This is a genomic window from Parasegetibacter sp. NRK P23 (assembly GCF_023721715.1).
Classification (GTDB): Bacteria; Bacteroidota; Bacteroidia; order Chitinophagales; family Chitinophagaceae; genus Parasegetibacter.
The window spans coordinates 1,999,306-2,021,563 of the sequence record NZ_JAMDLG010000001.1 but is presented as its reverse complement, the minus strand read 5'-3'; the positions used below and the strand labels follow the sequence as shown (position 1 = coordinate 2,021,563).

11 protein-coding genes are annotated in these 22,258 nt (G+C 49.1%); 4 read left to right on the top strand and 7 right to left on the bottom strand.

Annotated features, from left to right (window positions below; translation table 11 throughout):
- Nucleotides 1-71 precede the first annotated feature (71 nt).
- Both M4J38_RS08170 and M4J38_RS08165 read left to right on the top strand, forming a co-directional pair.
- Nucleotides 72-251 (top strand): hypothetical protein, encoded by a 180-nt coding sequence (locus M4J38_RS08170; protein ID WP_251759059.1) that lies wholly within the window; start codon nt 72-74, stop codon nt 249-251.
- A gap of 191 nt (nt 252-442) precedes the next feature.
- Complete coding sequence (locus M4J38_RS08165) at nt 443-4,060, top strand: alpha-L-rhamnosidase (RefSeq protein ID WP_251759058.1); 3,618 nt, start codon at nt 443-445, stop codon at nt 4,058-4,060.
- A 195-nt stretch (nt 4,061-4,255) separates the two neighbouring features.
- On the opposite strand, the gene M4J38_RS08160 is transcribed toward M4J38_RS08165, so the two are convergent.
- The 7 genes from M4J38_RS08160 to M4J38_RS08130 form a co-directional block, all read right to left on the bottom strand.
- On the bottom strand, nt 4,256-5,698 hold the full coding sequence (locus M4J38_RS08160) for a TlpA disulfide reductase family protein (protein ID WP_251759057.1): 1,443 nt from the start codon (nt 5,696-5,698) through the stop codon (nt 4,256-4,258).
- Nucleotides 5,699-5,723: 25 nt separating this feature from the next.
- Nucleotides 5,724-7,217, bottom strand: coding sequence for a PKD-like family lipoprotein (locus tag M4J38_RS08155; RefSeq protein WP_251759056.1), 1,494 nt, complete (start codon nt 7,215-7,217; stop codon nt 5,724-5,726).
- Nucleotides 7,218-7,246: 29 nt separating this feature from the next.
- A complete protein-coding gene (locus M4J38_RS08150; RefSeq protein WP_251759055.1) occupies nt 7,247-8,002 on the bottom strand; it encodes a DUF4843 domain-containing protein in 756 nt (251 codons plus the stop codon).
- Nucleotides 8,003-8,044: 42 nt separating this feature from the next.
- A complete protein-coding gene (locus M4J38_RS08145) occupies nt 8,045-9,454 on the bottom strand; it encodes a RagB/SusD family nutrient uptake outer membrane protein (protein WP_251759054.1) in 1,410 nt (469 codons plus the stop codon).
- Between the two features lie 19 nt (nt 9,455-9,473).
- Entirely contained in the window at nt 9,474-12,830 is a 3,357-nt protein-coding gene (locus M4J38_RS08140; protein WP_251759053.1) for a SusC/RagA family TonB-linked outer membrane protein, read from the bottom strand.
- Nucleotides 12,831-13,087: 257 nt separating this feature from the next.
- Complete coding sequence (locus M4J38_RS08135) at nt 13,088-14,287, bottom strand: FecR family protein (RefSeq protein WP_251759052.1); 1,200 nt, start codon at nt 14,285-14,287, stop codon at nt 13,088-13,090.
- Between the two features lie 52 nt (nt 14,288-14,339).
- A complete protein-coding gene (locus M4J38_RS08130; protein WP_251759051.1) occupies nt 14,340-14,915 on the bottom strand; it encodes an RNA polymerase sigma factor in 576 nt (191 codons plus the stop codon).
- A 253-nt stretch (nt 14,916-15,168) separates the two neighbouring features.
- On the opposite strand from M4J38_RS08130, the gene M4J38_RS08125 reads away from it, so the two are divergent.
- Both M4J38_RS08125 and M4J38_RS08120 read left to right on the top strand, forming a co-directional pair.
- Entirely contained in the window at nt 15,169-18,231 is a 3,063-nt protein-coding gene (locus M4J38_RS08125; RefSeq protein ID WP_251759050.1) for a beta-L-arabinofuranosidase domain-containing protein, read from the top strand.
- 177 nt (nt 18,232-18,408) lie between these two features.
- A complete protein-coding gene (locus M4J38_RS08120; protein ID WP_251759049.1) occupies nt 18,409-22,248 on the top strand; it encodes a TIM-barrel domain-containing protein in 3,840 nt (1,279 codons plus the stop codon).
- The last annotated feature ends 10 nt before the right edge of the window (nt 22,249-22,258 follow it).

The following is a 22,258-nucleotide window of genomic DNA, read 5'->3' as shown; positions in this document are numbered from 1 at the left end:
GTAAATGTTTCCGCAATGGATGTATAGCATGGGCTGGCACGGTTTTGTTGCTTATATGCTAAACTACGCATATGACAGACAAGAAAAACAAAGAACAAGACGAATCCGCCTTCAAGCCAGATCCCGAAACATTGCACACCACGGATCCTCAGGAGAAGATGAAAGGGCCACTTTCATCCCTTGCCAATGAGGTAAGAGAGGAAATGGAGGATACGGGAGAGGAGAAGGAAGATGAGGAAGAAAAGAAATAGGATAGGCCTATTTAAGTGTGAGGGTTATTTCGCTTCACATCCTTTAAAATCAAAGTTTAAAACCATGCGTCATAAACATATCAGTTTGTGGCGCTTTTTTATTTAGTGTACTTTGCCGGTTGTTTTAGCGGAAGAATATCGCTTATTTTGTAAAGGTGTATACTTTACAGTTATAATATAGCTTCCTTTACATGAGATATTTTTCCTATTCCCCGAAAGCCCTTACTTTTTTACTTACAATAACAGTTTCCTTAGCAAGCATTGAATCCAAAGCAACGGACAACCGTCTTCTTAATAGTGAACAGCGCTACGATTCATCCCGCTATTCCATCAAAATAGAAGACCTCAAAACAGAATATACAGCAACACCGTTGGGGGTAGATGTTGCAGCCCCCCGGTTCAGCTGGCGGATGTCAACGAATGAAAGAGGGGCACGGCAAACCGCTTACCGGCTTGTAGTATTAGATGAAGAGGGCATAGAAGTATGGAACACGGGAAAAATGAAAAGCGGTCATTCGCTTGGTATAAGGTACGATGGCGCCGCGTTAAGCCCCCGCACCCGTTACCGCTGGAAGTTAACGGTATGGGACCAAAAGCAGCACCCGCATAGCGCGGAATCCTGGTTCGAAACCGGGTTGATGGAGCAGGAAAAGGTTTATTCCGCCTGGAACAACGCAAAATGGATCGGCCTAAGCGATGAGCAACAAGTACTGCACGCGCAATACCTCCCAGTATTCAGGCTGGAGTTTTCAATTCAGCTGGATAAAAATACCAACAGCACCAAAGCCGGATTTCTGTATGGCGCCAACGATGCCCGGCTCATGGATAAAAATAAAAATCATCAGGGCCTCAGCAATCCCAAAGACAGTTCATATGTAATGGTGGAACTGGATATCGCTCCTTTGCTCAAAGATGCTCTTGCGCTTGTGAAGATTTACAGAGTGGGTTATAGCAAAAAGGATCAAAAAGAAAAGCCGTTGTTCTCGTTTCAGGTTCCCGAAAAATTATTGAACAGGCAGAACTTATATCAGGTGCACCATTTTCATGTATCGTCTGTATTGGGTGATACGGAATTGTTTCTGAATGGAACGGCATCCGCTAATCGTTTGGGCAGGGTTAACCTGAACCCGCTGGGTGGTGGCGGTGATTTTATCGCTTTCCCGGTATTGGCGGATGTCGGGTTGTATGTTCCGGCAGGTCAGTCTGCTTACTTTTCAGATATTGCGGTTAGGCATTACCGCGGACCTTCCAACAAATTTTTTGCTGATGATCCTTCGAAAGAGCAGGAAAGGCTATTTCAGTCTGAAGACAAAGTATTCAGTGTAAAGGACAATGCATATAAAGTGCATGCTGGGGTGGCTGACTTCTTCCTCAGTTCTGACCCCAGCCGCCATTCAGCGCCGATGCTGCGCACTACTTTCGGCGTGAAATCAACTCCGGTAAAGAAAGCCAGACTTTACATCAGCGCACGCGGTATCTACGATGTACACCTGAACGGCAAACGGGTGGACGAAGCATACCTGAATCCCGGATTAACGCAGTACAATAAAATTCAGCATTACCAGGTATTTGACGTTACGGAAAATTTACAAGCCGGGAAGAACGCGCTGGGCGCAGTATTGAGTGAAGGCTGGTGGAGCGGCGCCACTACTTATATGGGCGCATTCTGGAACTTTTTCGGCGACAGGCAATCTCTGCTCGCGCAACTGATCATCACTTACGCGGATGGTACGGAAGAAGTGGTGAAAACTGATCCGGGAAGCTGGCGCGGTTTCAGCGATGGCCCCATGGTGTATGGCAGCCTTTTCCAGGGCGAAGTATATGATGCGCGAAAGGAAGCGCTTATAGAAAATTGGTCAAACCCTGGTTATGATGACAGCCGTTGGAAAATGGCGGTGGAAGTACCCCTTGCGGGCAACACCAGCAACGATGCCATTAACCTGGCGCACAACATGCCCATGGTCAATGATTACATTGCGTTTCGCCTTGAATCCGCACCGGGACTGGCTGTCAAAAAAGTGCGCACACTGAGCGCCGTAGCTATGGAAGAAGTGCGTCCCGGTGTGTATGTTTATGACCTCAGCCAGAATATAGCCGGTGTGCCGCGGATCACCCTCAGCGGTATGTCGCCAGGAACGAAGGTGACACTACGTTTCGCGGAAGTAAAATATCCTTCGCTCCCGGAGTACAAAAACAATACGGGCATGATCATGCTCGAAAATATCCGTGCCGCCATGGCGCAGGATATTTATATTTCCAAAGGCGGTGTTGAAACAATTAATCCACGGTTTACTTACCATGGCTTCCGGTACATTGAAATTACCGGTATACCCCGCGCTTTACCATTGAACGCGGTCCAGGGCGATGTGTTAAGTTCTATCCATACCATCGCTTCCGGTTTTGAAACTTCAGATACCCTGGTCAACAGGTTATGGAAAAATATTGAATGGTCGGCCTTGGGCAATTTTATTTCCATTCCCACCGATTGTCCGCAGCGGAACGAAAGGCTGGGCTGGAGCGGTGATATTTCAGTGTTTTCACGTACCGCCACTTACCTCGCTGATATCCCGGCATTCTTACGGAACCACATGCGGGCCATGCGTGAAGTGCAAAACGAACAGGGACGGTTCCCGGATGTGGCCCCACTTGGAGGCGGTTTTGGCGGCGTGCTCTGGGGCAGCGCGGGGATAACCGTAGCCTGGGAAAGCTACCGGCAGTACGGAGATATGGATTTGCTGCGCGATCATTATGCCGCCATGAAAGCATACATCGTTTACCTGGAATCTCAGATTGACCCGGTTACAAAAGTGTTGTGTGAAAAGGAAAGAAACAACTGGGGCAGCCTTGGCGACTGGCTCAGTCCCGAATACGACCGCACGGAAAAATCATTGCTTTGGGAAGCTTATTTTATTTATGACCTTGAGGTAGTGGAAAAAATCGCGGCCATCTTAGGAAAGAAAGAAGACGCAACGTTCTTCAACAGGCGGCATATGGAACGCAAAGATTTTTTCAACAAAACCTATATCGATTCCACTACCGGCACCACGCATTTTCGTGGTAAACCCGTGGATACGCAGGCATCCTATGCGCTGCCGCTGTCTTTCAACATCTTCAATGAATCGAACCGGCCTCTCGCCATCAGCAGTTTTGCCCGGTCGGTTGCCAGGGAGAATAAAGCAGGTGACGGAACAATATGTCCGCCCTATTCGCTGATGACGGGATTTATCGGGACCGCATGGCTGAACCACGCACTTTCAGAAAGTAAGAAAAACGACCTCGCTTACCGGTTACTCCTTCAGGAACAATACCCATCGTGGTTGTACCCGGTTGCGCAGGGCGCGACTACCATCTGGGAAAGACTGAATGCCTATACGCATACTCATGGATTCGGCGGAAACAATACGATGAACTCCTTCAACCACTATTCATTCGGGGCAGTTGGCGCCTGGCTTTGTGAGTATGCGCTCGGCATTCAAAGGGATGACACTGTTCCCGGGTTTAAACAGTTTACACTGGCGCCCGAACCCGACCCAACCGGGAAACTCACTTACGCGAAAGGACATTACGATAGTTATTATGGCAGGATTGAAAGTGGTTGGACGATGAAAGAAAACAGTTGCACTTATACTATAACCGTTCCGCCAAACACAATGGCCAAACTCTGTATCAATGCTGCTTCAGCGGATAAAATACGTTTGGATGGAAAAATATTACGAAACAATAAACTTGTTGTTTTTACCGGAAAAGAGCAGGGGAAATGTTGTTTTAGTGTGCAACCCGGGCGTTATGTGTTTGAGGTGGTGCAATAAAGCCCAAAGGGAAAACATGCACATGGGGGCTTAAGTTTATCTGCGCTATAAGCCCTGCGAACAAAGGCTGGAAAAGGAGTAAGAGGAGACGTTTTCTTGATGGTAATATTTGAGCATGCACATTTCAATGGCATCAGTTCCCGAAATGTACATGCTCAAAACTGCTATAAATGCGCTATGAAACACCTGTGGTATTTATTCCGCGCCTTCCTGTTGTTGCTTTGTTATTTCAATTAATGCGGAGAGTTCTTCCACTGCCGCGTCGGCTCCGCCATCAAAGCCCACCACCCGGAAACGGATCCTGCCGTTGCCATCTATTACCAGTTTGGTGGGAATCCCTTTTATGCCGTATTGCTTCGCGATATTGTCCAGTTCTGTATCAAACAGCACATGGAAGGGGTAATTGTTTTTGTGGATGAATGCCATTACAGCGGGCTTAGGATCTTTCACCCTTTCCAAACAATCCACGAAAAAGAAATGAACGCTGGTATCTGAACGGAATTTTTCAACGGCTATTTTCATGGCCGGAAAGGATTCTTTACAGGGGCCGCACCAGGTGGCCCAAAAGTCGAGCACTACAATCTTTCCTTTCATATCCGCCAGGGAAACCGTTTTTCCGTCCTGGTCTTTCAGTGCGAACCGCGGCGCTTCTTCGTTGATCATTTTTTCGGAAAGTCCGTTCCTTACATGCTGTACCATTTCTTCCTTCAATGCTGACCTGTACGCCTGAAAGCCTTCAAGTGATCCTTTTTCATCCAGGTAAGCGTCCTGAAGCGCCTGATTAAGTTGTGCATCAGACTGCCCTTGTTTTACCAGTGCGGCCAGCAGGGGCAACGCTTCCTTTCCTTTCCCGTTGGCCACCAGTATCATACCGTGCTCACGTTGTAATGAAGCCTTCTTATTGCCGGGAGCATTGTATACTTCGGTACTTACCGCCAGTGCTTCGGGGTATTTACCCAATTTGTACAACATGAAAGCATACCGTTGCAGGTACGTATTGAGTTGGTTGCGGTACATTTCGAGGGCGGCGGCCCGGCGCAACCGTGGTACTCCTTTGTTTAGCAGCGCCGTGGTAACGGCTGTATCGCCATTATTCAAGGCTGTTTCCGCCGTCTCTATTTCCGTGCGTCCAAGCAGGAGACTATCACTGATTTTTTCAAACCATCTTGCCATCTGCTTATAGTTGCGTTCTGCCGCAAAAGCCGCGCCTATTCTTGCGCTGGCGTCATCTTCGGATTGGGTATCTTCCTGTTTTTGCGGGAAATCCCTTTTCCATTTCCTGTAGGCTGTTTCCATCTCCACGGCGTTTTGTTTTTTATTGTAAACATTGGAGAGGGCCATTCCGCGGGCCGCCTCTCCTTTGGGGAACTTTTTAACCGCCACGTTCAAAAGAGAATCGCTCAGGGGCGCGAACCCCAATACAAACGCTATCTGTGTGGCTTTCATGAGCTGATGCTCTTTTCCCTTTGCTGCAAGTATCATCACTTGCACCCTGGCCTTTTGCAGGCTTTCATCGGTTCCTTCCATGGCCAGTTCTATGCACCGTTGAATCAGCAGACTGTCTTCTTTTGTTTCCTGGCTATACGCTATTGAAGCAAAAGCCAGGGCGAGGATGGTAAAGTATGTTCTTATCTTCATTTCCATTTTTATAGATTATGATGGCTTAACGTTCGCGGAAGGATACACTGGTAACTTTTCCAAAACCTGTCCAGGAATTGGCAAGCGTAATCTGTTCATTCACCGGTAGTATATTGTACAGTTCAATGGTCCCGTTCTTTCCTTCTTCCTGTGCGGGGTTGTAGGAGCCCACGGTAAGCAGGCGCGACCATTCGGCATATTTGGGCACCCTGGAGCTGTTGTAGAAACGCTGGAAAGAAAGATGCGAGATCACCGAATTTCCTTTGTCGGCCATCAGGAAACTTTGTTTCAGGGAGAGGTCATATTCATACAGTTTGCCGCCCGCGCTGTAGAAAAGATACCCGAACTGGGGGCTTACCGCGAATTGTGTAGCGGAGGCGATATCCGTAGCGTTGAGGGGTTCAAAATAGGTAACCTCGGCTCCCGGTACAAAACGGAGCAGGTAATATTGCTGCACACCCGGATCCTTCAGAATGGCATAGGCGCTTCCTGATCCATCGTACTCCATGTGTACGAGGTCTTTACCGGTAGGATAGTTTAATCCCGGCGCCATGTCGTTTAAACTGACTGCACTGAAAAAACCGCTGGTAAATGTGCGTTTATCCATATTAAAGACAACCATATTCAGGCCTCCGATGATTACCTGTGGATGGGCCTTGAACGGTTTTGCGGCGCCAGGGTAAATATTGCAGGCGGCGTAAGGGAAATTCGGCGCGTCTGAAAGCCTTGTGTACACTTCGTTACCGGAAACAAGTGTCATACCGGGGAATAATCCGAAAATCACTTCTCCACCCATTCTTGTGGCTTTAAAATTCGCCGGGATATTGCCCGTCATTTCATAGCGAATATTGTCCAGCGGGCCATAGGCGAAAGTTTCGGGATTCACCCAGCTGGTGCCTGTTTCGGTAAGAATATATATCCGGTAGGAATTGGGTTTTACGTCGAAGAACGCGTTTTTGTCCATGCAGAACACCTGCAGTGGTTTTCCCTGCTGGGGAAAAGTAGAACCTGCGTAAGCCAATACATCCGGGATTACTTTGAAGGTATTGGTGGCACGGGTATACGGAATCATGTCCAACCGCGCATGTCCGTTCACGTCAGAAAGCACCATATAACCTTCAAATATACTCGTTGATACGAGCAGGGGCGCCCTTTTCTGGAACCGAACCCCTGTTACTTCATCGATTACCCTGAAAAGCAGCGTATAGCTTCCGGGCGCCATTGTCATCTTCACGCTCAGGTTCTTTTCTGTGGAGATCACCGAGTCGTATACGGGAAAATCTATCGACCATTCATATTTGTAAGGACGGCTGGTGCCATCAGTATCCTGTGTTCCTATTATTTGTGGAGATACAGTAAGCACCTGGCCCAGGTCTACGGAATAGCCCTGAACAGTATCCAGGTTTCGGATCGTTAGTTCGTTGATGGCCTGGTAGTCGTAATTGCCTTTGTCTTTGTAGCAGCCCGCGATGCTCCAGCAAAGCGCGGCGAAAAGCAGGTATTTATAAATTGGTTGCATAAAAATCTGTTGGTGTAATGAATAGCTGTTTACTGGAAATGGAATCCCATTTTCATGGGGGTAATGCCATCGGCTTCAAAAATGGTGTTGCCCTGTAATTCCTGGTCGGTAAGGTATCTGCTCATCAATGACCCATAATAGATCACGTCGGTCGTAATGGCCGTTGTCAAAGGAACTGTCCAGAGGTCAAGCGGCATCTGGAACAGTTCGTTCATCAGCTTCATCTTCTTTACGCTGAAGTCGCCCAGGTAATATTGGTAATCGCTCCAGTTCGGTCCGGCTTCTAGTATATCTGTGGTAACGATCATGAACCTGAGCAGTTGCGTGGTGTCTCGCGAATTACCAATGCCGATGGGTATATTCGTTTTGAAACTTGCATTAGGCTTCAGGCGGAAATACAGTGTTTTCCGGCCAGATGCGAGATCAGGCGTCCGGTGCAGGCGGATCTTCAGGGTGTCGCGTACCTTTCCTGCATGGACGATAGTGGTAAAAGCATCGTAATGCACGCCTTCCTTCGCGGTGGAGGAAGGATCGATTTCCAGTTCGAATGTCCTGTCATTTTCATTGGGCAATCCGGTAACAGCCAGGGGAATACCGATGGTGGCTTCCTGTACGTTTACATCGCTGTAGGCAAAGGAATAGATAAGGCTGTCGGAAGGGATTTCCAATGGGCCGACTTTATAATTAAAATAGATATTGTCGTCGGTATCGTACGTGAGCAGTGGCTCTTTTTTACAGCCCAGGGCCATCGTGAGCACCATACCGAGGTAGAATAGTTTTTTCATCCTGATTATTTTATTGCAGCTCCGCTGCGGTTTTCGGATTGGTTATCGGGTAGAGGTTTCCGACAGGGGAAGCGGAACGATATAAGTGGGCGTTACGGATCCAGAACTGTTCGCGCCCGGGATGGTGGCCTGCCCGATGCGTTTATAGTAAAAGAACAACTGCCCTTCTCCAAAAAACTCCTTGCGGTACTCTTTGGTGATTTCCGTTCTGAGCACAGCGTTGGATGCCAGTGCTGGTAAGCCGCGTTTGTTCCGCACCAGGTTCAGGTAGCCGACCGCGCTTGCGGGATCGTTCGTTGTTTCAGCCAGGATATAATACAGTTCAGTTTTCCTGATCAGTGGCTGCAGGAAGCGCCAGGGACTGGTCGTGGACACGGCATCCGCGTATTTGAAAAAAGTGACGTATGGTTTGGTGGTCGAAAACCAGGTTGTCGTATAGCGGTAGTCATTCTCATTGGCTTCAAATGCCGTGCGCAATATGCTGGCTTCTGCTGTAAGCACAGAGGATACATCTATACCCGGATTGAAGAACTGGTTATAGTTCGTGTACATGTTAGGGTTGTAGATGGAAAGAAGGAGCTCCGGAGAGAATACGCGATCGGGATCGGTGGCCCCGCGTATCGCGTTGAAATCGGTCCAGGGGAACCATTTTTCTCCTTCGCTGATCACTGCCAGGGCTGCATTGTATGCGTCCTCTTTTCTTCCGCCCCACAGGTAAGCCCTGGCCTGTAACGCCTTCACCGCATAGAAATTCATCCTTTGGTTCCTGAAACCGTTGAAGAAACTGTTGTTGCGGACAACGCCCGATTGGCGGATGGAATCTTCAGAAAGTAACAGTTCCGCTTTTTCAAGGTCGTCCAGCACTTTTTGAAGGGCCTCAGCGGTAGTGAGGATGGGTTGCGATTTCCCGTCACCGTTAGTGTAGTAGGGGATAGCCGGTTGGGCGTTCCCCTGGCTGTAGCCGGGTCCGAACAAGCGGAGCATATCGAAGTGAAGCATGGCTCTTGCCGCCAGCGCCTCTCCCTGCATCAGTTTCGCTTCCGCCTCCGGAAAACGTTTCGCGGCCATGGCTTTATCAATGTTTCCGAGGAACACATTTGTGGCCAGGATGGTGCCGTATGCTTTTTTCCAGATGCCATCAAATACGGGCAAGGCCTGGGGCGCCGTGTACTGGTACCCCTGGAAATACGCGTAATTGTTGAGTGCGCTTGATCTTGTCCGGTAGCGTTGCGCCATCAACTCCACATAGGTTTGGGTGAGCGCCGCGCCGTAAAGGTCGTTGTGCGCCATATCTATGTATAGGCCGTTCAGCGCCTGCTGTGCAGCCATGGCGTTGGCGAATACCTGTTCTTCGGTATAGGCGCCTTCAGGCTGTATCTGGAGGTATTTCTTGCAGCCGGTACCCGCTATGCTACCTGCCAGAAGAAACGCTATGATGTATTTTGTGTACATGGTAAAGTCGGTTTTGGTGTTAGAAAGAAAGATTGACACTAAGGCCCGCCGTACGTGCGTAAGGATACTCTATGCCCCGTTCCGAACGTATTTTCTCGAGCCTGAAGATGTCGTTCAGGTAACCGGTAACGGTAATCATCTGCAGCCTGAGTTGCTTTACCCAGGGCGCTGCCGAGCGCCAGCTCATGTTGATGCTTTCTCCCACGAGGTGTGAATCTTTCTGGATGAAGCGTGAGGAGAGGTTACTGGACCTGCTGCTGATGGCTGTGAACTGCGTCAGGTCGCCCGGTTGTTTCCACCGGTCGTACAATGCCCTGCGGTCCACGTTTCTGCGTTCCAGTATGCCGATATTCTCGACCTTTGAATACAGGGCGTTGTTGAATACGTATCCCCCCATCCTGTAACGCATTACCGCGCCAAAGGTGAACTCCTTATAGGTAAATGAAGTGTTGATGCCGCCTTCTATTGTGGGACGGGAATTGCCGACTTTCACAATATCGTCCGTACTGTAGGTAAAAGTGAGCGTGCCATCTTTTTTAAGGAACAGTTCCTGTCCGCTCGCGGGATCCACGCCTTTAGATACTACGGCCCAGAGGTCTTGCGGGCTGTAACCATCCAGGTAGCGCTGTAGTCCTTTGTTGGAGGTTTGGCTTTCGTTCAGTTTTGCAAGACTATTACCCAATCCCTGGAATTCACTGAAGTAATTGCTGCCCATTACACCCACCGACCAGATGATGCGTTTGGCGACATTGTTCACCGGGAGCACCCGGACGTTAAAGTTTAATCCCTTCGTGTGGAGTTCGCCTATGTTCATCACGAAGTTCGATCCGGTACCCGTGGAAGCCGGAAGGGTGCCTTCAGCGGAAATCACCAGCGGGTCGGTCCTTTTATCGAAGTATTCCAGGTAGCCGCTCACGCGGTTATCCCAGATGCTGAAATCAAGTCCGTAACTTAACTGGAGTGTTTTCTGCCAGTCGAGTGATGGGTTACCCAGCGAGGAGAGTGTAATGCCCTGCCCGAAGTTGTTGTTGCTGCCGGTCTGGTAATTATAAATAGAAATGGAACTGAATTGCCCGAGGTTTTCATTGCCTGTGAAACCGGCGTTTGCACGCAGTTTCAACAGGTTGATGAACCTGCTGCCGCGCAGTTGTTTTTCCTCGTTCAGGTTCCAGCCCAGGCCGCCGGAAAGGAAGGGTTTGAAGGTATGATTGGTGCCGAAAACGCTGGCGCCGTCAATGCGGTATACCGCGTCAATCAGGAAGCGCCTGTCCCAGGCGTAGTTCATGCTTGCGAGTACGCCTGCGCTGCGTGTCCTGGTATTGCCGGCCGTTGGTGCGCTGGAAGGTGCGTAGCTGTAAGCGTAAAGTGGGTTCCCATCAGTACCGTAAGGAAATCCTACCGCGGATAATCCTATAAGTGTTCCATTTAAGGAACGGAGATCGCCACGCACACTGGCGCTCACCCTGCTTTTGCCGATCGTTTCACCGTAAGACAACATCAGGTTAGAGCTGTAAGAGTTGTTTTCGTTCCTTGTATTCGTGTAACTGCCTTTCTGCCTTAACTCTACGTTGTCGAACTGAGAATGATCCGGTGGTATAAAGCGTACCGCGGTGGATCCGCCGCTCATCACCTGAAGTCCTGCCTGTATGCGCAAGGTTCTGGAAAGCGTATATACGGCGCTCAGGTTGTTGAAAAAGGTGAAATCTTTCTTTTCATTGATGCCGCCTAATGAAGCGTTGTAAAGCGGGTTAACAATGGAAGGATCAAAAACGGGGTCCAGGTATTTGGGAATGCTGCCATCCTCATTTCTTTTGCGGTAATAAGGAATCGCGTTTGCGTAGGTGGAGAAGCTGCCATAAGGAGATTCTGTTCCTTTCGCTCCGGATAAGGAAAGCAGGTTGTTGATGTTGAGGTTGCCTTTTCTGTAGGTGATTCCGATGTTGCCGCCCCAGGTTTCCCTGCCTGAGCCTTTCATTACCCCCAGTTGATTGCCGTAGGATGCGGCCAGGTTAAAAATAAGTTCGTTGCTGCCGCCAGTCATCTGAAGCGAATGGCGCTGAGATACGCCGGTTCTTACAGGTTCGCTGATCCAGTAGGTGTTCACCCCGCGTTTTACTTCCGCCAGACGGGCATTGTAACGCAATTCGTTGTTCCACTGAAAGTTGCCGCCCTGTGCGTAAAGGGCTCCCTGCAGGAATTCATATTCCAGTTTCTCCGCGCCATTCATGAGGTTGAAACTGCTGAGGTCAGGCATTTCAATCGTAAGGTCGCTGATATAGTTCAGTTGCAGTTTCCCCCCAACAGGGCGTTTTGTTTCCACTACAATCACGCCGTTGGCGGCCTTGGAGCCATACAGGGCGGTAGAGGCCGCATCTTTCAGGATGGTGATGCTGGCCACCCTGTTCATGTCAAGATCAGAGATGGCCTGTATGGTAGCCTCGAAGCCATCGAGTATGAACAGTGGTTGGTTGGGGTCGTTGCGGAACTGGTCGTTTAAGGAGTTGATGTTAACGCTGGTTTGTCCGCGAATCTCAAAATTAGCTGTGGCGTTGGGGTTAGAGCCCTGTAAATTGTTCTCGATTTTGATGAACGCGGGATCCAGGCTGCGCAAACTTTCGAGGATGTTGCGGTTGCCGATTGTTTTGAGTTGTTCCCCGGTATACACGGCCGCGGCGCCGGTAAAACTGTTCTTGTCTCTTTTGGATATCCCTGTATTGATCACTACTTCGTCCAGTACGGGTTTGGCCGGCTCCAGGTAAATATCTATGGCGCCGCTGGTATTTTTTATGATGTAACCAGCGCCCTGTGTGAGTTTTTCTGCTGTGCGCAATTTCGCGATAACCGAAAGACTCACTTCCATTTTCGCATAGCCAACACTGGTGATCACCAGGGTGGCGTTTTCAGGAACGTCTTCCAGTTGAAAGAAACCGCTTGAATCGGAGGAAGCGCCACCGGCATGTTGTTTTACGGTAACCGAGGCTGCCTGAATGCCTTCCTTGGTTTCAGCGTTCAATACCCTTCCGGAGATGGTGATGTTGTATACAATTTCATGTTGGGTGGAATCCGGCTCGGAGGACATCACCTGCTTTTCAGACAGTACGATGGTTTTGTTTACCAGTTTGTACGTGAACGGCTGGGAGCGGGTCACCATTTCAAGGAACGTGGCCAACGGCATGTTTTGCACGTTAATGTTCATTTGCCTGGATCTTTTCAGGAAGTCTGAAGTTCCCCAAACGTTGTACCCTGTTTGTTTTTCCACGGCGGCAAGTATCTGCCGCACCGTCATGTGCCTGCCCGAGAGCGTGATCGATTGCGAGGCGCTCACGGCCGAGAAGTGCAGACAAATCAGTAAGAGGATGAAACCGGACAATCTCATAATTCGCAGCGTTTGATTCAGCCGGTGACTTCGGGCGTTTGCCGCACGGGAAGTCCGGCCACAATTAGCAGTTTTTTGCATAAATTGCAGTGTTTGGTTGAAACGTTAGTCTAATTACGACCTGCCAAACTTTTAAGCCGGAAGTGTGTCCAAGCCCTTCCGGTTTTTTTGTACAGGCCTTTTCTTGTTGGGTTCTGGTTAGGCTGTTTACGGTTATCTTCTCATGCTGACTAATGGATTGAGGGGTTAATTAATAGTTATCTGCTGATCAGCAGTGTTTGATTTTCCATTTTACAATTTAGTCCGAATCCTTTCAGGGCCTCCAGAACAGCCGACAGGGGCGTGTTTCTTTCTATCTTCCCGAAAAACTGCATCACCGGCGGGGTGCCTTCATATACCACCTGGATATTGTACCACCGTTCCAGTTGCCGCATGGTTTCCTGCAATCCCATCCCTTCAAAATTGAACATCCCGTTTTTCCAGGCGATTACTTTTTCAGTATCCACAGGCAGAACGGACAGTGGTTTGCCCGAAGGAATATGCGGTGCGATGGCCTGTTCGCCGGGTTCAAGCATTGCCGGCTGATTGTCGCCTTTACCTGTTGACGCTTCGCGCACCGCTACACTACCTTCCAGAAGTGTCGTCCGTACAGCATCTTCATTGGTGTATGCGTTTATATTGAACCGGGTGCCCAGCACTTCAACAACCGCGCTGTTGTTGACTTGTACGAGGAATGGCCTGGTTTTATCATGGCTCACTTCCAGATAAACTTCACCGGAAACTTCCACCCTGCGTTCATTACCTGAAAAAGCGGTCGGGTACCGAATGGCGCTTTGCGCGTTCAACCACGCTTTTGTACCATCAGGAAGGATGAGCTGGAACTGCCTGGCCGCGGGGGTTGTGATGGTGTTCCATTGCGCCGGGCCATCCTGCGCTTCATAAAGCAGTGTTCCATTTACGACCCTCGCCGCTATACCGCCCTGGAGTTGAATGGTACCATTGGCAATCGTGTCCAGCAATACCTGAGTTCCATCGGCTAACGTGAGGATAGCGCCATTAGAACCGGGTAAAATATCATTTTTTACGATGGTTTCCTTTACCGTAGCATTGCCGGCTGTATGCAGCTTATGGTAAATTCCGAATCCCACAGCGAGCAACAACAAGGCGGCGGCCCACCAGTTTCGCCAGGGCATTAGTTTTTTTACCGGAGCAATCGTTTCTGTATTGCCCGGGTATTTTTCCAGAATGGTTTCCACCATTTTCCGGTGCCTCTCCTCAAAAGGAGGAGGAGACTGCATTGTATTGTCCCAGTTTTCCTTCAGGAGAGGGTTGTATTGTCCGCTTTCCAGGCCGCTTTCCTTCAGCAGGGAAAACAATTCTTCCATCTCCTGTTCTGAAGCAGACCGGTCCATCCATTTACCATAAAGTTGTGCTATCCTGGGATTTTCGTGTTCCATGTGCTTATAGACAACACCGGTTTAAAAAAGGGGGATAAGCGGTGTTGGTTTTTTAGAAAATTCTTAAAATGAAGATTGCGGCGGCGAGTTCTATATGTTCCAGTACATATTTTGTGATTCCTGCATTGGCCAGTTGAAGGTTTGTTTTTACGGTTTCTCGTGACACGCCTAACTCCGTTGCTATTTCCGTGTATTTTTTCCCTTCCCTACGGCTCAGCAGCCAGGTTTTCCGTTGACGTTCAGGGAGTTGTTCAATGGCCTTGTCAATTACCGTGAGGAGTGTTTCCATTGATTCGGCTGGGTGAGCGTCCGTATGCAGAGTATGCCATTCCAGGTGCCTTTTCCTGTCGCGGATTTTTTGTTTGAGAAGATTGATAACGTGGTGCCTGGCGATCGTGAACAGGTATGCGGAAATGTTTTTTACTTCTTCAAGACTCTCCCTCGTCAGCCAGATTTTGGTGAATATGTCCTGAAGAATATCATCGGCCAGATCTTTGTCGCCGGAATGGTTGTAAATGAAAGCGTGCACCGGACCGGAATAATGAACGAAAAAATCAGTGAAAGCTTTTTCATCGCCTTTCGCGATCAGCGATAGCCATTCCTGTTGAATATGTGATTGTTCAGACACTAATTTTTAAGTTGTTTGCAAACTCCTGAAACTCAATAGGAGCCTTAAGCTGTTGTTGCAAAAGTAATGTTATTCCGCCTGAAGTACAGTTGTGGCCTTTTGAGGGCTTCAATCTGTTAATATCGTAAGATGGTTAGCTAAAATAGACTTATCGCCCAAGGCGGTTTCTTCCTAGTTTAGTTCATTCAAAAAAGAAGTGTTTAACACTGGCCTGCCATAGCGCTGAAAGGGCCGTTTCTGAAAACGATCAAATATGAAATTGTACAAAGTTTTTTTACCGGTCATTTTGTTTTGCACCTTGCTGCTGTCTTCCACGTTCTCGACATATGCGCAAAACGGAGATCAGATACTCGATGGCATCGGTGAAACCGGTATGGTGGCGCGTTATGTATTTAATGGTGACGTAAAAGACTGGTCGCGGAACAACCTGCACGGAAAAATTTCCGGCGCCCAGGTGAAATTTGTGAACGATGCCAGATTTGGTAAGGTGCTGTCGCTGGAAGGAGAAAACAGTTTCATTACACTTCCCGGCGAAGCGTTGACCGATCTTGAATCGCTGAGTATTTCGGGATGGATCAACCTTCGTTCCAAACAACCGGGACAGCGCTTCTTCGATTTCGGGAAAAACGCCTCCGGAAGATTTTTTACGGCTCCCGCCGGAATGGGCACACAAGATGGATTACAGTCGCTTATCACTTCAGGAAAAGAAGGAAGCAAGCCAATGATCGCCCCGGCCATAGAACAAAACAAATGGGTGCACCTCGCCATAGTGATTGATGTGCCTTCCCGATCGTTGATTACTTATGTGAACAGTAAGCAGGTAGGGGAGCTGAAAAATATTCCGGCTGAACTCACCGCAGTATTCGGACAACAATCAGGAGAAAAAGAATTGTACATCGGCAAATCACTTTCGCCCGGCGATCCCAACCTGAACGCCCTGATCCATGATTTCAGAATCTACCGTGTTCCGCTCAGCGCAAGGCAGGTGGCAGGTATTTACGCCAACGCGCAGCGCGGCATAAATGAAGGTTCGGTGAACACCACCGGTAAACGCGAAGATGATCTGCCTAAGTTTTCCGCCACCGACGCGCAATTGTACACCGGTTACCTTACAAGCGTAAATGAGGTAAAAGTGGAAACCGAAGTGGGCAGTCTTCCCAAACTGCCGGGCTATATCAAAGGAACCTACAAAAACGGCATCAATGGACCGGATGTGCGGGTAATATGGCCCTCGCCAACCGACAACAGCGCCGTAATTGCACCCGGCACTTATACGGTTACCGGACGTATTGCCGGAACCACACTTCAGCCTAAGGCGATCGTTACCGTGAAAAAATCATCCCGCGTTACAGCGCCCGCGCCAAAGCTGGAGGCTTTTGAACTGAGCCGCGTAACCTTACAAGCCGATGCGCACGGGCACAATACCAAGTTCATCGAAAACCGCGACAAGTTTATCCGCACCCTGGCACAAACAGATCCCAATTCCTTCCTTTATATGTTCCGACATGCCTTTGGTCAGCCACAACCCGAAGGCGCAAAACCACTGGGTGTATGGGACAGCAAGGATACCAAGCTACGCGGACATGCAACCGGCCACTATCTTACCGCCATCGCACAGGCCTACGCCGGTACTGGATATGACAAAACGTTGCAGGCGAATTTCTCCGGGAAAATGGAGTATATGGTGAACACGCTGTACACTTTATCTAAATTATCAGGTAACCCGAAAGAAGCCAACGGCGCTTATGTTGCCGATCCGTTGGCCGTTCCCGTTGGCCCTGGAAAATCAACCTATGATTCAGACCTCAGCGACGAAGGTATCCGCAACGATTACTGGAACTGGGGCAAAGGATTCATCAGCGCTTATCCGCCCGATCAGTTCATTATGTTAGAAAAGGGGGCCAAATACGGCGGACAGAAAACACAGATATGGGCGCCTTATTATACGTTACACAAAATACTGGCGGGCCTGATGGATGTGTATGCGGTAAGCGGCAACAAGAAAGCCCTGGAAATAGCTACGGGCATGGGCGATTGGGTGCACACCCGCCTGAGTAAACTGCCCACCGATACGTTGATCAAAATGTGGAACACCTATATCGCGGGTGAATTCGGGGGAATGAACGAGTCGATGGCCCGTTTGTACCAGCTCACCGGGAAAAAAGATTACCTGAAAACCGCGCAGTTGTTCGATAATATAAGGTTGTTTTTCGGAGATGCAACGCATACGCACGGCCTCGCGAAGAATGTGGATATTTTCCGCGGATTGCACGCGAACCAGCATATTCCGCAGATTGTGGGCAGCATCGAGACGTATCGCGCCTCTAATAATCCTGAATATTACAGGGTCGCGGATAACTTCTGGCACCGGGTGGTGAACGAATACATGTACAGTATTGGTGGTGTGGCCGGGGCAAGAAATCCGGCGAACGCGGAATGTTTTATCGCCCAACCGGGAACTTTGTATGAAAACGGATTTTCTTCCGGTGGTCAGAATGAAACCTGTGGCACTTATAATATGCTGAAACTGACCGGCGATCTCTTCCAGTTCGACCAGCGCGGGGAACTGATGGATTATTACGAACGCGCGTTGTATAATCATATCCTGTCTTCCGTGGCTGAACACAACGCCGCTAATACTTACCATGTATCGCTTCGTCCCGGCGTGACCAAACAATTCAGCAACGCTCAGATGAATGGCTTCACCTGCTGCAATGGCACTGCTCTTGAAAGCAGTACAAAATTGCAGAACACGATCTACTTCCAGAGCAAGGATCATAAAGCGCTTTACGTGAACCTCTATGTGCCGTCAACGCTGGATTGGAAAGAAAGAAACATACGCGTGGAACAGTCTACCAGCTTCCCCAAAGAAGACCAGACCCGCCTAACCATTAAGGGAAGCGGAAAATTTGACGTGCACGTGCGCGTACCGGGATGGGCCACCAAAGGGTTCTTTGTAAAGATCAACGGTAAGGAACAACCGCTGTCCGCAAAACCGGGCAGCTACCTGAAGATCAGCCGCAACTGGAAAGATGGTGATGTGATTGAACTGAAGATGCCCTTCCAGTTCCACCTCAATCCTGTTATGGACCAGCAGAACATCGCCAGTTTATTCTATGGACCGGTTTTACTTGCCGCGCAGGAACCTGAAGCCAGGAAAGAATGGCGCACGGTTACCCTGGATGCGGAAGACATCAGCAGGTCGATCAAAGGTGATCCGCAACAACTGGAGTTCACGATAGACGGCGTGGTGTTCAAACCCTTCTATGAAACTTATGGCCGCCATTCGGTATACCTGGATGTGAAATTGAAATAGAAACTTCTCAGCATAAAAAAACAGGCAAACGTTTGTATCCTCCGAATCAAACGTTTGCGTTGTTTTAGGCAGGTTCTTAAACACCTGAAGACCCTGATACGCCTGCATTATTTGCTTAACTTGTCTCCTTAAATCCATCCGGAATCACGCCGGAAGTAAAGCAAATTCTTCAGTAGTATGAAAAGAACGGGCAGGTATCCGGCAGCAGGAATCATCACAATTTTGCTCCTGGTTGCATTTCAGATTATTTCTACGCCAATGGTGGCGCAGAAAGCAATAGCGTCGGCGCAACAAGTGCTTTCGGTAAAAAAGATCAATCCCACCACTGTTGAATTATTACTCTCCGGCAACAAGCGCATGACGCTTGATTTTTATGGCGGGAATATTTTCCGGCTGTTTCTGGATAGTTCGGATGGATATATCCGGAATCCCGAAGCGAAGCCCCCCGCACAGATGCTGGTGGACAATCCGCGGAAAGAAGTGAAGGCGTTGAATTTATCCGATGGTGCCGACAAAATAACCATCTCCACGAATCTGATCAAAATTGAGATCGACAAACAAACCACGGCCCTGAAACTGATCAACGGGCAAACGAAAAAAGTAGTGCTGGAAACGGCTGCTCCGGTTCTTTTCGATAAAGAAAATGTCACCCTCACCCTGAAAGAAGGCGCGGAGGAATATTTCTATGGTGGCGGTGTACAGAACGGACGGTTCTCCCACAAAGGAAAAGTGATCGCCATCGAGAACCAGAACAGCTGGACAGATGGCGGCGTGGCTTCTCCCACACCCTTTTACTGGTCCACCAACGGTTATGGCATCATGTGGCATACCTTTAAAAAGGGACGTTATGATTTTGGCGCTAAGGAAAAAGGTGTTGTTACCTTATCACACGAAACCGATTACCTTGATGCGTTTTTTATGGTCAGCAATGGCGCTGTTGCCATACTGAACGATTTCTATCAACTCACGGGAAACCCGGTGCTGCTGCCGAAGTTCGCGTTTTACCAGGGGCACCTTAACGCATACAACCGCGATTACTGGAAAGAAGATTCCACCGGAATTCTGTTTGAAGATGGCAAGCGCTACCGCGAAAGCCAGAAAGACAATGGCGGCATCAAAGAATCGCTCAACGGCGAAAAAAACAATTATCCCTTTTCCGCCCGTGCCGTAATCGACCGCTACAAAAAACACGATATGCCCCTGGGGTGGATTCTCCCTAACGATGGTTACGGCGCGGGTTACGGGCAAACCAGTACACTCGACAGTAATATCCTGAACCTTAAAAATCTCGGAGACTACGCACGGAAAAATGGTGTGGAAATAGGATTGTGGACACAGTCCGATCTGCATCCGAAACCCGGGGTGGGGGCGCTGCTGCAACGGGATATCATCAAAGAAACCCGCGACGCTGGCGTGCGGGTATTAAAAACCGATGTGGCCTGGGTGGGCGCCGGATACTCCTTCGGGCTGAACGGTGTTGCCGATGTGGCGAATATCATGTCGTATTACGGAAATGCTCGTCCCTTCATCATTTCCCTCGATGGCTGGGCTGGCACACAACGCTATGCGGGCATCTGGTCGGGCGACCAAACGGGGGGCGTATGGGAATACATCCGTTTTCATATTCCAACTTATCTCGGTTCCGGCTTATCGGGACAACCAAACATTACCTCAGATATGGATGGTATTTTCGGCGGAAAAAATCCCGTGGTGAACATGCGCGATTTCCAATGGAAAACATTCACCCCCATGCAACTCAACATGGACGGCTGGGGATCGAATGAGAAATACCCGCATGCCCTGGGAGAACCAGCCACTTCCATCAACCGGCATTACCTGAAACTGAAAGCGGAACTGATGCCTTACGCGTACAGCATAGCGCACGAGGCCGTAAAAGGCATGCCCATGGTACGCGCCATGTTCCTGGAATACCCGAATGCCTATACGAAGGGCACAGCTACGCAATACCAGTTCATGTATGGCCCCGATTTCCTGGTGGCGCCTATTTACAAAGAAACCCGTGCAGATAAGGAAGGAAACGATATCCGCAACGGTATCTATCTGCCGGAAGGCACCTGGATCGACTACTTCACCGGCGAGCAGTACGAAGGCAACCGGGTATTGAATACGTTCGATGCACCCATCTGGAAACTCCCGGTATTCGTGCGCAAAGGTGCTATCATCCCGGTTACGGAAGCTCATAATAATGTGGCGGAGATCAGTAATAATACTCGGAAGTATGAACTGTACCCATCGGGGAAAACTACTTTCCTGGCGTATGACGATGATGGTACAACGGAAGCCTGGCGGGCCGGAGCAAGCGCCACCACAAGAATCGAATCAGTAGTGGACAATAAGAACAACGTAACCGTTACGGTTCATCCTACCCAAGGTGGATTTGAAGGTTTCGTTCCACAGAAAACAACAGCATTCGTGATCAACCTTACCCAACAACCTAAAAAGGTTACCGCAAGTATCGGTAAAAAGAACGTTGTATTGACTGCAGCTCGTTCCATGGAAGAATTGCAACGGAAAGAGAATGTGTATTTCTACAACGCATCGCCGGAACTCAACAGGTTTGCAACATCCGGAAGCGCGTTCGCAAAAATCAGTATCATCAAAAACCCGCAGTTGCTGGTAAAGCTCGCCGCCACCGATGTTACAAAGAACGCTGTTGAACTGACGATTGAAGGATTCAGTTTTGAACCCACTGATAGATTACGGGTTACAAGCGGAAAGTTATCCGCACCCCAAACCGCGCAGGTAAGAGAAGAGCAGCGCGGCGCGTATACGCTTACCCCAAGCTGGAGTATTGTACCCAATGCGGATTATTACGAAATTGATTTCGGAGGAATGCTGTATTCAACGATCAGGGATACCAGCCTTTTGTTTGAAGGACTTGCTCCCGAAACAGATTATCAGTTCAAACTCAGGGCCGTAAACAAAAACGGGTATTCTGAATGGAAAACATTCAGCGCCGCCACCCGGCAAAATCCTTTGGAATACGCCATTCAGTCGATTACCGCGCGTTCCACAGCTGAGGACCAGGGCGGCTCGGATATAGGAAAACTGTTTGATTTTGATGAAGGGAACATGTGGCACACCAAATGGGGTGCTAAGTCGGTGCCTTTTGAATTTGTGATGGACCTGAAAGCCATCTATACACTTGATAAATTCCATTACCTCCCGCGCAGCGGAAGGGGGAACGGAATACTGCTAAGCGGAAAGATCGCTTACAGTACCGACAACATCAACTGGACCGAAGCCGGAGACTTCCAGTGGCGGGCCAACGATTCCGTAAAAATATTCGGCTTCCCCAACCAGCCTTCCGCCAGGTATATCCGTATGGCGGTAACAGAAGGTGTAGGCGGATTTGGATCGGGCAGGGAACTGTATGTATTCAAAGTACCCGGAACGGAAAGCTATTTACCCGGGGACATCAACAACGATCACGTGATCGACCGCAACGACCTTACCGCTTACCTCAATTACACCGGTCTCCGCAAAGGTGATGGCGATTTTGACGGCTACATCAGCAACGGGGATGTGAACAGGAATGACCTGATTGACGCTTACGATATATCCGTCGTGGCCACGCAACTGGAAGCCGGTGAAAACGGTAATGAACAAACGAAACTGAATGGCCGTATTACACTCAGCACTTCAAAAAAAGAATACAAGCAGGGAGAAACCATTCAGGTGAAGGTTATGGGAGCCGATCTGAAAGCCGTGAACGCATTCGGTTTTTCGCTTCCCTATGATCCGCAGGAACTGGAATACACGGGCATACAGGCTTTACAGGTGAATGGTATGGAAAATTTCACTTACGACCGGCTGCATACGAATGGTGCACGCAGCCTTTATCCCACCTTTGTTCATGTGGGGGATAAAAGTCCGCTTACCGGGACTTCCGAGCTGTTCATCATCACTTTCAAAGCGAAGCGGAAAATCAGGCCCGATTTCAAACCAACTGATGGATTACTGGTAAACAAAAAACTGGAAACAGTGCGTTTTTAGCATTTGAGAC

Bases quoted from the DNA above. Each gene is read 5' to 3' on its own strand.
- M4J38_RS08170 (WP_251759059.1), top strand. From the start codon at position 72: ATGACAGACAAGAAAAACAAAGAACAAGACGAATCCGCCTTCAAGCCA.
- M4J38_RS08155 (WP_251759056.1), bottom strand. From the start codon at position 7,217: ATGCAACCAATTTATAAATACCTGCTTTTCGCCGCGCTTTGCTGGAGC.
- M4J38_RS08120 (WP_251759049.1), top strand. From the start codon at position 18,409: ATGAAAAGAACGGGCAGGTATCCGGCAGCAGGAATCATCACAATTTTG.
- M4J38_RS08165 (WP_251759058.1), top strand. From the start codon at position 443: ATGAGATATTTTTCCTATTCCCCGAAAGCCCTTACTTTTTTACTTACA.
- M4J38_RS08160 (WP_251759057.1), bottom strand. From the start codon at position 5,698: ATGAAGATAAGAACATACTTTACCATCCTCGCCCTGGCTTTTGCTTCA.
- M4J38_RS08145 (WP_251759054.1), bottom strand. From the start codon at position 9,454: ATGTACACAAAATACATCATAGCGTTTCTTCTGGCAGGTAGCATAGCG.
- M4J38_RS08150 (WP_251759055.1), bottom strand. From the start codon at position 8,002: ATGAAAAAACTATTCTACCTCGGTATGGTGCTCACGATGGCCCTGGGC.
- M4J38_RS08140 (WP_251759053.1), bottom strand. From the start codon at position 12,830: ATGAGATTGTCCGGTTTCATCCTCTTACTGATTTGTCTGCACTTCTCG.
- M4J38_RS08135 (WP_251759052.1), bottom strand. From the start codon at position 14,287: ATGGAACACGAAAATCCCAGGATAGCACAACTTTATGGTAAATGGATG.
- M4J38_RS08125 (WP_251759050.1), top strand. From the start codon at position 15,169: ATGAAATTGTACAAAGTTTTTTTACCGGTCATTTTGTTTTGCACCTTG.